The 12,362-nt window shown below is 47.6% G+C and carries 9 protein-coding genes and 1 tRNA gene; 7 read left to right on the top strand and 3 right to left on the bottom strand.

What is annotated here, in order from left to right; genetic code table 11:
* Positions 1-104 precede the first annotated feature (104 nt).
* Positions 105-1,481, bottom strand: coding sequence for a Na+/H+ antiporter NhaC (nhaC, locus tag KNQ03_RS14600; protein WP_064300825.1), 1,377 nt, complete (start codon positions 1,479-1,481; stop codon positions 105-107).
* A 507-nt stretch (positions 1,482-1,988) separates the two neighbouring features.
* Here nhaC and argC point away from each other — a divergent pair.
* The 7 genes from argC to argF are packed head-to-tail and all read left to right on the top strand — an operon-like array spanning position 1,989 to position 11,149.
* Positions 1,989-3,020 (top strand): N-acetyl-gamma-glutamyl-phosphate reductase, encoded by a 1,032-nt coding sequence (gene argC / locus KNQ03_RS14595; RefSeq protein ID WP_214725306.1) that lies wholly within the window; start codon positions 1,989-1,991, stop codon positions 3,018-3,020.
* A gap of 27 nt (positions 3,021-3,047) precedes the next feature.
* Positions 3,048-4,265 (top strand): bifunctional glutamate N-acetyltransferase/amino-acid acetyltransferase ArgJ, encoded by a 1,218-nt coding sequence (gene argJ, locus KNQ03_RS14590; protein WP_214725304.1) that lies wholly within the window; start codon positions 3,048-3,050, stop codon positions 4,263-4,265.
* Entirely contained in the window at positions 4,262-5,035 is a 774-nt protein-coding gene (gene argB / locus KNQ03_RS14585; protein WP_058265752.1) for an acetylglutamate kinase, read from the top strand. The genes argJ and argB overlap by 4 nt, the downstream gene beginning before the upstream one ends.
* Positions 5,001-6,146: an acetylornithine transaminase gene (locus KNQ03_RS14580; protein ID WP_214725302.1), complete on the top strand. Its 1,146-nt coding sequence runs from the start codon at positions 5,001-5,003 to the stop codon at positions 6,144-6,146. The genes argB and KNQ03_RS14580 overlap by 35 nt, the downstream gene beginning before the upstream one ends.
* Entirely contained in the window at positions 6,143-7,201 is a 1,059-nt protein-coding gene (locus KNQ03_RS14575) for a carbamoyl phosphate synthase small subunit (protein WP_214725300.1), read from the top strand. The genes KNQ03_RS14580 and KNQ03_RS14575 overlap by 4 nt, the downstream gene beginning before the upstream one ends.
* A complete protein-coding gene (gene carB, locus KNQ03_RS14570) occupies positions 7,191-10,223 on the top strand; it encodes a carbamoyl-phosphate synthase (glutamine-hydrolyzing) large subunit (RefSeq protein WP_214725298.1) in 3,033 nt (1,010 codons plus the stop codon). Before KNQ03_RS14575 ends, carB begins: the two co-directional genes overlap by 11 nt.
* The gene (gene argF / locus KNQ03_RS14565; protein WP_214725296.1) at positions 10,220-11,149 is read left to right on the top strand and encodes an ornithine carbamoyltransferase; all 930 of its coding nucleotides are present in this window, start codon (positions 10,220-10,222) and stop codon (positions 11,147-11,149) included. The genes carB and argF overlap by 4 nt, the downstream gene beginning before the upstream one ends.
* 53 nt (positions 11,150-11,202) lie before the next feature.
* On the opposite strand, the gene KNQ03_RS14560 is transcribed toward argF, so the two are convergent.
* A complete protein-coding gene (locus KNQ03_RS14560) occupies positions 11,203-12,012 on the bottom strand; it encodes an MBL fold metallo-hydrolase (protein ID WP_058265756.1) in 810 nt (269 codons plus the stop codon).
* A 152-nt stretch (positions 12,013-12,164) separates the two neighbouring features.
* Positions 12,165-12,238: transfer RNA gene (locus tag KNQ03_RS14555), tRNA-Gly, on the bottom strand.
* Between the last annotated feature and the right edge of the window lie 124 nt (positions 12,239-12,362).

Here is a 12,362-nt window from a genome sequence, read left to right as displayed (position 1 = left end):
GCCGTTTTCGTCTTAAATCTGACGTATTTAACAGGAAATAAAGGAGATATTGGAAAGAAAAAAAGACCCGATAGGACATATCGGATCTTTAAAATGAAATAGGCTCAAGAAGCGAGAGATTGTTTTGTTTCGATTTTCGTTGGACGAAGAAATGCGAGTAAAAACGTAAACAATGGTGAAAGGAGTAAAAAGAATGCGAACGGAACGTATGCTGTTACTGGGACACCGAGTGTCGAAGCGAAGAACGCCCCAGAAACACCCCACGGAATAAGCGGATTGACGAGTGTTCCTCCATCCTCGAGTGAACGAGAGAGGAAGCGCGGATCAATCTGACGCTCTTCAAAGATTTTCTTGAATGCTTGACCCGGAAGCAAGATGGACAAGTATTGTTCCCCAGCCATCAAGTTTACACCGATAGACGATAAGGCGACGGATGAAATGATGCTACCATCACGTTTTAGTTTAGAAACGGTCCGTTCAATGACCACGTCAATGACACCGATGCCACGTAAGACACCACCGAACGCAAGGGCGAGCATGACGAGCGACACCGACCACATCATCGATTGCAATCCACCTTTACTAATGATGGATGTGACCGTCTCACTAGAAGATTCTAGTTTTAACCCGTTCTGAATGACGGCCATCCAGTTCGAGATATTCCAGTTTCCTTGTACAAGACCTGTTAACAACAATCCACTTAAAACGCCAGCAACAAGTGTTGGGACGACCGGCATCTTACGTAATGCTAATACCATGACGAGCAACGGTGAAAGCAATGTCCAAGGTGACAAGTCGAACAAACGAGCTAACTCTTGTTGTGTCGTTTGAACAGCAGACGAATCGACATTTCCACTACTACGTCCGAAAATGAAGAATAAGATGAATGTGATCGTGATAGCAGGAATCGTCGTTCCCATCATGAAACGAATATGATCGAACACAGACACATTGACAATTCCGGGCGCGAAATTCGTCGTATCTGATAAAGGTGACATCTTATCTCCGAAACAAGCTCCACTGATGATGGCACCTGCTGCAAGTGCCGGGTTGACGCCCAGTGCGATCGCAATGCCCATCAAGGCAACACCAACCGTACCAATCGTTGTAAACGAACTACCTGTAAAGGTCGAGACGACCATCGCGATCAGAAGAGCGCTCGGTGCGAACCAAGTCGCTGAAAGGGTAGATAACCCAAAATGAAGAAGGGTCGGCACTGCGCCACTCATCATCCAGACCGCGATTGTCATACCAACGAGCAACATGATCAAGATCGGTTTAATCGCTTCACGAATACCTTGAATCATATGGTGTTCGACGTCCTCGAACTTAAAACCGCGGTAAACGGCATATCCTGAGACGAAAATAAGACTAGACAAGATGGCAAGATGCGGTTCGGCTTTAGCACCGAATAACGCGGACAATAAGATGATGATACTGATTCCTAGGATAGCTGCGGATTCACGGAATGACATGCGCATGCTTCCACCTCCTTATATGAATATGAAAGTATGATAACGCTCTGTTACTAACACGCTTTTATGCACAAAAGCATTGAACAAACGTAATACTAACGAATATTATGGAGGACGTCAACCATAAGAGTGTCGATAAAAAATATAAAAAAATAGAAATGTGACGATTTTTTGTCGTAAACGCTTTCTTTTTTTGTTCAAATCTTGCACAATAAGAAGTATCAAATGACATTTTTGTGAACGATGAGGAGGATACATATGTTTACATTGATTTTTGTAGTAGTCGTCGCGATCATGGGTGCAGGCGTATTTGGGATTGATCATCTCGTAGCGCAACGTGCGGAAAAGCGTTAAGTAGATGCGTATAAAAGAAGCGTTGAAGGGACTGTCTTATAGAAGACAATCGCTTCAACGCTTCTTTTTTTGTATAAAAACTAATAAAAATTCAATTGACAGTATAAATATACATGTGTTTAAATCGGTATAACATTCTTTGAAGGGGAGCGTACAGATATGAAATGTACCATCATCGGAGCAACAGGATACACGGGAATTGAACTGATTCGCCTAATAGAATCACATCCTTCATTTGAGATCATCTGTTTGATGAGTGACTCGATGGCGGGGGAATCCATGCATGACGTATTCCCATTTATGAATAAAAAAACATATTCCTCGTTATCTTCCTTTTCGGTGGAGCATTTGATGGAAACCGAGACGGACATGGTGTTCTTAGCGACACCGAGTGGGATTTCGAAGCATTACTTAGAACAACTTCAAAACTGGTCCGGTTACGTCATTGATTTAAGTGGCGATTTGAGACTTCCATCTGAAGCATATGCAACGTGGTATGACAAGGAACCCATTGATGCCCAGTTACAACAAAGAGCAACTTATGGATTACCAGAATGGAATCGTCAAGCTGTTACAGCGAGCAAATGGATTGCGAATCCAGGCTGTTACGCGACAGCAGTTTTGCTTGGACTAACACCATTCTTAAAAGAGAAAAAAATCGATCCATCTCAAATCATCATTCAAGCTTCTTCTGGTCTGACGGGAGCAGGGAAAACGTTGACGGCACAAACACATCATGTCCATTCAAGCGAAAACGTTCGCTTGTATAAAGTGAATCAGCATCAGCACATCCCGGAAATTGAGCAGGCGCTTTTCGAATGGACCGGATCATCGCATCCGATTACGTTCTCGACTCAACTACTACCGATCAATCGAGGCATCATGGCGATTATGACGGTTCAGCCGTTGATCGATTTATCGGAAACGGAGTGGCGATCCTGGTTGACGGACCAGTATGCAACGGAACCATTCGTCCGAATCCAACAGGCTGATCCGGAAATCAAATCCGTCGTCGGGAGTAATCACTGTGATTTGACCGTTTATAAGGATGATCGGACAGGGCGAATGACCATCGTTTCAGTCATCGATAACATGCAAAAAGGAGCTGCCGGACAAGCCGTTCAAAATGCCAACATTCTAGCTGGTTTTGATGAGACATCCGGTTTAACGCAACAGCCGATCTACATTTAATCAAGAGAAAAAAGAGGAGGAACGCCTGTGTGGCAAGTACAAGTAGAGACCCCATTGACGATCACGACACCGAAGGGATTTCAAGCATCGGGAATACATGTGGGTCTGAAACGAAAGCGGAAGGATTTAGGTCTGATCTGGTGTGAAGCAGGAGCAAGCGCTGCAGCTGTCTATACGACGAATCAGGTGCAAGCAGCACCAATCACTGTGACGAAACAAGCGATTCAGGTGTCACAAGGACGTATTCATGCCGTCCTCGTCAACAGCGGGAACGCGAATGCGTGTACAGGCGAACTAGGGTTATCCCATGCGTATATGTCGCAACAAGCGATGGCGAAAAGTTTAAATGTTGCTCCAGAACAAGTCGCGATTGCTTCAACAGGGATCATCGGTCAACCGTTAGCCATTGATACGTTACTGGCAGGTATTCCACAGCTGATGCCTACAAATGACAAGGATGCCGCAGATGATTTTGCTCATGCGATCCTGACGACCGATACTGGTACGAAAACAGCTGGTCAACAATACATGCAAGGGGATATCCAAATTTCAGTCTGTGGTGTGGCAAAAGGGTCAGGGATGATTCATCCGAACATGGCGACGATGCTTGGTTTCTTGACGACCGATGCAACGATTGAACCGGATGTCTTACAGACACTGTTGCGTCGGACGATTCATCGTACGTTCAACTGCATTACCGTAGATGGAGACAGTTCGACAAATGACATGGTCATGATTTTAGCGAGCGGAGCTGCAGGGGGCGCAACGATCGTTGAAGGCACGGACGAAGCGTTAGCATTCGAACAGGCGATCGAAACGGTCTGTCAAGATTTAGCGAAACAGATTGCGCGGGACGGCGAAGGCGCGACGAAGTTGATCGAGGTGACGGTAGCGGGAACACAAACCGATGAAGTAGCACGAATGATCGCCAAACAAGTCGTCGGATCGTCTCTCGTCAAAACAGCCATCTTTGGGGAAGATGCGAACTGGGGGCGAATCATCGCTGCTGTCGGAAGTATCAAGGAGCCACTCGATGTATCAAACGTTGACATCAAAATTGGTTCGCAGTGGGTGTTGCAACAGAACATGCCTGTCTTATTCGATGAAGCAGTTGCATCGCAGGAACTGGCACAGCAGGATGTACAGATTCACATTGATTTGCATGATGGAGTAGGACAAGGACACGCTTACGGCTGTGACCTGACGTACGATTACGTCAAAATCAATGCGAGTTACCGGACATGACGAAACGAAAAGTCATCAAACTAGGTGGTAGTGTGTGGGAGCAACTGGATGCGCAGTATTTCGAGGAATGGAAAGCGTGGGTCGAAACCGGTAACGAATTATTGATCGTCCATGGAGGTGGTCCTCTTCTATCGAGTTACTGTGAACAAGAGGGAATCAAACCCGTGTTTCGAAACGGTGTCCGTGTAACGACGGATGGGGTCTTACTCGGGGCGCGACGGATCTTAGCAGGGGAAGTCCAATCCGGGATCGTTCAGCAGTTGAATCAAGCGGGGATTCCTGCCGTCGGGATGAGCGGGTTAGACGGAGCAAGCGTCCATGGTAAAAAAGTCAAAGGACTCGGAGCAGTCGGTCAGATCACGCACATTCATCCACGATTATTCACGGTGTTGAGTACGAATGGTTATGTGCCTGTCGTCACATCCCTTGTCACAGGAGAACAAGGTGTATTGAACAGTAACGGGGACGCGTGCGCCATTGCTGTCGCGAAGGCTTGGTCTGTCGACCGATTTGAATTGTTGACGGATGTTGAGGGTGTAAAAGTAAACGGTGACTATCAATCAGAAATCACGTCTGCAGCCATCGAAGCTGCGATAGCGTCGGGAGAAATCTACGGGGGAATGATTCCGAAGGTCGAAGCGATGATGCAGGCCACTCAGCATGGTATTCCAGAGGTCGTCATTCGGTCTGGGAAAAATGCGTTAGCTGCAGGGACACGAATCAAGGAGGAATTACATGAGTGCACTACTACCCACTTATCAACGTACTGATGTGGAATTGGTCAAAGGACAAGGGTCGATTGTAGAAGATGCGACAGGAAAGACGTATCTGGATTTCATCATGGGAATCGCTGTATGCAACACAGGACACCGTCATCCTTATATTCAGCAACGGCTAGAGGAACAATTGAATCAAATTTGGCATACGTCGAATCTGTTTCAAATCGCGGCACAAGAGCGGGTCGCCGAGCGACTGACGGAAGACAGTCATCTCAGTCATGCCTTCTTTTGTAACAGTGGTGCGGAAGCAAACGAGGCGGCGTACAAACTCGTTCGAAAATGGACAGGGAAAACGGAAGTCGTCACATTTAAACAATCTTTCCACGGGCGGACATTTGCGATGATGGGCGCAACAGGACAGGAGAAAATCAAAGCGGGATACGGTGAGATGGTGAATGGCTTCAAACATCTATCGTTTAACGAGATGGAGAGCCTATCAGCGATTACGGAGCAAACTGCTGCCGTATGGCTCGAAATCATTCAAGGAGAGGGCGGAGTCGTCGTCGCCGACGATGCGTGGCTAGAAGCGTTGATGAAGAAGGCGCAACAATACGATGTCAAAATCATCGTCGACGAAGTACAGACCGGCATTGGTCGGACGGGATCTCGTTTTGCATTTGAGCAGACACCCCTCGTACCGGATATCATCACTCTTGCGAAAGGACTTGGAAGTGGACTCGCGGTTGGTGCGTTACTCGCGACGGAGGAGGCGGCGGAAGTATTCACACCTGGATCGCATGGTTCGACCTTTGGTGGAAATCCACTCGCGATGACAGCTGCGGAAGCAACACTTGACCTCTTGTTAAATGACACTGTCATGGCAGACGTTCAAGGAAAAGGCGAATATTTACGTCAACAACTAGAAAATAAATTACCCAAGTCGATCGTGAGTTCTATTCGTGGACGTGGCTTGATGATTGGTATCGAGTGCACGATGCCTGTTGCACCGCTGATTGACGCTTTGCGTGAGAATGGTCTTCTCGTCGTCTCGGCTGGGCCTCATGTCATTCGCTTATTGCCATCATTGTTCGTAACGGAACAGGAACTCATGCACGCCATCGAAAAAATACAACTCGTTTGTCAACAGGAGGTCATCGTATGAAACAATCCGGAAAACTAACGCTTGCGAACGGAACGACGTTTACCGGTTCGTGGCAAGGAACAGCTCCAGTCAAAGGAGAGGTCGTCTTTTTTACAGGAATGACAGGATATCAGGAAGTCTTGACGGATCCATCTTATCAAGGACAAATTCTTGTCTTCACATACCCGTTGATCGGTCAATACGGTATTCAAGTGGAAGCGTCAGAAAGCAACCAGATTCAAGTCGCTGGTGTCATCGTTCAAACTTTGGCTGAGGACGGGGAAGGAACATCGCTCGCGAGTTGGTTGGGTGAAGCAAATGTGCCGATTTTGTCGGGAGTCGATACGCGTTCTCTTGTGCATCTATTACGGACGGAAGGCGATCAATTCGGTGACATGACGCAAGTAGATATGACTGTCACTGCCTCAATCGACACAGCATACATCGCTTCCGTATCAACGACTTCAAACATCGAATACGTACCGGAAGTCGAACAGGGGCACATCGTCTGTATCGATTACGGTGTGAAACAATCGATGATCGATGCTTTGCTTGAACGCCATATGCGTGTAACGGTCGTGCCATATAATACGACACCGGAACGGATTCAAGCGCTGGCTCCAGATGGTCTGCTGTTTTCCAATGGACCTGGTGATCCAACACAATTAGACCCGTTCCTTTCAGGAATCCGTGAACTGGCGACGAGCTATCCGACACTTGGTATTTGTATGGGACATCAGGTTCTCGCTCATGCCTTCGGCTGTACCTTATTAAAACAACATCACGGACACCGAGGAGCGAATCATCCTGTACGTCATCTAGCATCCGGACAAGTGTTCATGACGTCTCAAAATCATGGTTATGCCGTTGATGTAAAAAGTATCGAAGCGTCTGAGATGGAACTTGCGTACGAACACATCAATGATGGATCCGTTGAAGGATTGATTCATCCGGTACTACCGATCATGACAGTCCAATTTCACCCAGAAGCGAGTCCAGGACCGACAGAGGCGATGGTCGTCTTCGATCAATTCGTAAATAGCGTATTACATCAGGAGGTAGCATATGTGGGATAAACAGAAAGTACTCGTCATCGGTTCGGGTCCGATCGTCATCGGGCAAGCAGCAGAATTTGATTATTCCGGCACACAAGCCTGTCAGGCGCTTCGAGAAGCGGGATGCGAGGTCATCTTAATGAATTCGAATCCGGCTACTATCATGACGGATCCGAGCACGGCAGATCATGTCTATATTGAGGCGATGACTCTTGAAAAAGCAACGGCCATCATCGAACAAGATCGACCATCCCATCTCCTAGCGACGGTCGGTGGTCAAACGGCACTCAATCTTGCGATGTCACTCGAAGAAGCAGGCGTACTTGAACAATACGGTGTCGAACTTCTAGGAACTTCGCTTGAGACGATCCGAGACGGAGAAGATCGTGAACGATTCAAGCAAAAGATGATCGAACTCGCGCAACCGCTCCCGGAAAGTCAAACGATCGAGTCGTTAGCAGAGCTTGAGGAATTCATGGCAGTACACGGGGTACCACTCGTCATCCGACCAGCCTTTACGCTCGGTGGAACGGGCGGCGGAATCGCAGTGACGAAGGACGAGGCACGTCTGTTAGCGCAGAACGGCTTACAAGCGAGTCCGATTTCACAGTGTTTGGTTGAAGTGAGTATCGCTGGCTATAAAGAAGTCGAATACGAAGTCATGCGTGACAGCGCAGATACGACGATCATCGTCTGCAACATGGAAAACATCGATCCTGTCGGTGTCCATACCGGGGACTCGGTCGTCTTTGCACCGATTCAGTCGATTTCGGATCGAATGAATCAACAATTGCGGACGGAAGCGCGTAAAATCGTATCGCATCTCGGTGTCATCGGTGGATGCAACATTCAATTCGCAATCCATCCGACGGAAGAACGTTATTTCGTCATTGAAGTCAATCCGCGTGTCAGTCGTTCTTCGGCACTTGCTTCCAAGGCGACGGGATATCCGATCGCAAAATTAGCGACACGTCTTGCGCTCGGTGAGCGACTCGACGATTGCATCAATCCTGTCACGAAGGAAACGATGGCGAGCTTTGAACCAACGATGGATTATATCACGGCAAAAGTGCCGTGTTTCCCATTCGATCTATTTACCGGCAGTAACCGGACGCTTGGAACACAAATGAAGGCGACGGGTGAGAGCATGGCGATGGGGAAGACGTTAGAAGAAGCGTTACAAAAGGCGTGGCGCGGTGCAGGAGTCGAGCAATCGCCTCTTTATCCGACATGGATGAAAACAGCGGAGGCTGACGTATTGTGGAAAGAAATAAAGGCGCCGACGGACCGTCGCTTGCTTGCGATGCTCGCGCTACTCGATCGCAAGGAGACGACCGTCGAAGAACTCGTTGAACAGACGAAAGTACAAGCTTTATTCGTCAAAGTGCTTCAACGCCTCGTCGAGCAGCAACAAAACATCGATGTATCGAATGAAAGTTCTCTGAAACAGACAAAAATGATGGGCTTTACGGACGAACAAATTGCCCTTCTGACGGGCGTTAGTGCTGTAGACATCGAGCACTCACGTAAAGAAAAAGGCATCCTTCCTGTCTATCACATGATTGATACATGTGCGGGAGAGTTCAAGAGTGCGACTCCTTATTTCTACGGAAACTGGAGTGGTCAAACAGAAGTCACAGCATCGACGAAAAAGAAAGTCGCTGTCATCGGTGCGGGACCCATTCGGATCGGTCAAGGAATCGAATTTGATTATTGTTCCGTTCACGCGGTACGTGCATTGCAAGCATCCGGTTATGAAACGATCATGATCAACAATAACCCGGAGACCGTCTCGACCGACTTCGAAGTCGCAGATCGCCTGTATGTCGAGCCATTGACACTTGAAGACGTCATACATGTGCTAGAAGCAGAGGATTGCCAAGACGTCCTAGTCCAGTTCGGAGGACAAACGGGGATTGCGCTGGCGTCTGGTTTGGAAAATGCCGGTTATCATCTTCTCGGAACGACGGCAGATGTCATCGATCAAATGGAAGACCGTGAGCGGTTCTATCAATTTTTAGATGATATCGGTATCGATCGTATTCCAGGACAAGAAGTGACGACGCACGAACAAATGACAGAAGTTGCAACAACGATCGGTTATCCGGTCATGATTCGCCCTTCCTATGTCATCGGAGGTAAGGGAATGCATATCATCCACGATCAAGAGCAATTAGAGATGATTGTTTCCGAATTATCATTCCCTGTCCTCGTGGATGCCTACCTCCAAGGAAAGGAAATCGAAGTCGACTGTATTACGGACGGAACAACGACGTACGTTCCGATTTTGATGGAGCAATTGGAACGCGCAGGAGTTCACTCTGGAGATTCGACGATGATTCTGCCACCTGTATCGCTCAGCGCTACCGTTCAGAGCGAAATCGAGCGAATTGCACAGATGATCGGGCAACGAATGGATTATAAAGGAGCGTACAATATCCAATTCGTCTTGCATGACGATCAAGTCTACGTGCTAGAAATCAATCCACGTGCCTCCCGCACGTTACCAATCGTCGCCAAAGTAACAGGTCAACCAATCTTGCAGTGGGCAGTCCAAGCAGCGGTCGGTCAAGCGGTCGCACTACCAACGGAACAGACGAAACTTGATTTCCATGCCGTCAAGACCCCTGTTTTTTCAACGTTGAAACTACAGGGTGTTGATCCGAAAACAGGTCCCGTCATGCGTTCGACAGGTGAAACGTTGCAATGGACGACAGACGGACTGGCGCTGGAACGTTTCATTTTCGACGAGACGACAAAACGACATTTGACGACGAGAGACATCATCGTTGCTGGAGCAGATACAGAGGCTTTCGGAACGGGTGTAGCATTAGATGAAACGATTGACTGGGCACAATGTGCGATTTTCTATTCGCACGTGACAGAAGAAAAAGCGAGTCGCGAAGCAGCGCTTGCTGCCGGGGTACAAGTTCTGACAGAACCTGAACTAGCACATTATCATCTACAAGCGACAGAAAAGTCCCCTTATGCTGTGAAGCCACTTCATACATGGACAGAGCCGATCAAGGAGGAAGTAAAATGAAGACGATGCAACAACTAAAGCATTTCTTGACGATGGCGGAACTGACGCCGGAAGTACTGACGGAGCTGTTGGCACTCGCGAAAGACATCAAGCATCAGCCGAGTGTCTACCAAAACGCATTAAGCCATAAAAAAGTGGCCTTATTGTTTGAAAAGGCATCGACGCGAACACGTCTATCGTTTGAGGTGGGTGTCGTCGAACTCGGTGGACATCCGATCGTGCTAAGTGGAGCAGACATGCAAATCGGGCGGGGGGAGCCGCTCTCAGATACGATCCAAGTCATGAGCCGTTACGTCGATGCCCTGATGATTCGGACGTTCGGTCATGAGATCGTCGACACACTTGCGGCACATGGTACGATTCCAATCATCAATGGATTGACGGATCTACACCATCCGTGCCAAGTCCTTGCTGACTTGCTGACAATCGAAGAGACATTTGGAACACGATCCGGAAAGATTTTGACATATATCGGGGACGGAAATAACATGGCACATTCGCTGATGATTGGTGGAGCGCTCAGTGGAATGGAAGTTCGCATCTGTGCGCCGGAGGCGTATGCTCCTGATCCACAAATCGTTCATGAGGCACAAGTCATTGCGAAGGAAACGGGTGGAAACATCATCGTCATGACGGATCCTGAGGAAGCAGCGAGTGGTGCAGACGTCGTGTATACGGATGTCTTCGCGAGTATGGGACAAGAAGAAGAAGCGACGATGCGTCTGCAAGCATTTGAAGGATATCAGGTTAATGCCAATATTATGAATCAAGCAAATGATGAAGCTATTTTCTTGCATTGCCTTCCGGCGCATCGCGGGGAGGAAGTCACGGAGGACGTCATCGATGGCAAGCAATCGGTCATCTTCGATCAAGCTGAGAATCGCCTCCACGCACAAAAAGCGTTGCTCGTCACATTACTTGGATAACCATAAAAGACTCGGTCGCCAATTTGGCGACCGAGTCTTTTGGTTGAGCGAAGTTAATCATAATGGCGTCGGGCTAATCGTTCTTCTTGTTCTTTTTTGACTTGTCGCTTATTTTTTTCATGCAGACGTTTCATAAAAGGGGTCGTTTGCCAAGACGGAGCCCAGTCGGATTCTTTTCCGGCACGGAGGGCAAGAATATAATCATAGCTCTGATGAAGTCGTTCGATCATCTCTGTTCGGACATCACAAATGTGACCGTGTCCGGGAATCAAGAGTTTGACTTCATATTCATAAATGAACGACTCGAGTAACTCGAGCGTCGTCAAATACTCAGAGGAATCGTGTTCGATCAAGGGGATTTCAACGTCTGAAGCGTAATCGCCGCAGACTAACAAGTGAAGTGGCATGACGATGAAGGAAAGATGAGTCGCTTCATGACCGGGCGTCAAAAAGAAGATTAACTTCGTTTGTCCGATCGTTAAAATCGTCTCAGACTCATGGATGACATGTGTCACGTCTGGGAAAAGGACGGGAGAATCAATATAGAATTCATCATTAAAATCTTGGACGGCTTTTAGCGCTTCTTGTCGGTCGACATCGATGAACGGTTTCGAAGCAATGACGATGGCATCCGTAAAGGCATAGGCACCTAAAATATGATCGAAATGGGCATGCGTATAGACGACGTATAATGGTCGTTCGCGACGCACGATTTCGACGTCTCGACGAATCGTTGCAATCTCATCGGGAAGCCAGCCAGGGTCGACGACGATCAGACAATCAGGCGTCTCGATTAATGTCGAAGTCGTTTTCATGAGTGTACTTTGATAGATCGTCACGCCGGGCATTTTCATCTGAATCATACGAATCCTCCTTTACGAATCTCTATCTATATCGTTGTATACCCATAAATTCGTTGGAATCATCAGCAGAATCAATAAAAAAGACGACTCGCACGTCGCGAGTCGCCTGCCCTCTAGAGGGAAATGGTCCTAGACCTATGTTATGTCATAATTGGAGCGGGTGAAGAGAATCGAACTCTCGTCATCAGCTTGGAAGGCTGAGGTTTTACCATTAAACTACACCCGCGTATCGGCTACATGAAATATAGTAGCATAGCAAAGAGTGCATTTCCATAACTTTTATGAAAAAAAGCAATTTCTTTTAAGATTCGGTGTACAATAATACTAGTTAATCGTTTCCAATGGTAATC

Source organism: Exiguobacterium sp. s143 (genome assembly GCF_018618895.1).
Taxonomy (GTDB): Bacteria; Bacillota; Bacilli; order Exiguobacteriales; family Exiguobacteriaceae; genus Exiguobacterium_A; species Exiguobacterium_A abrahamii.
This window is presented reverse-complemented; position numbering and strand designations above follow the sequence as displayed.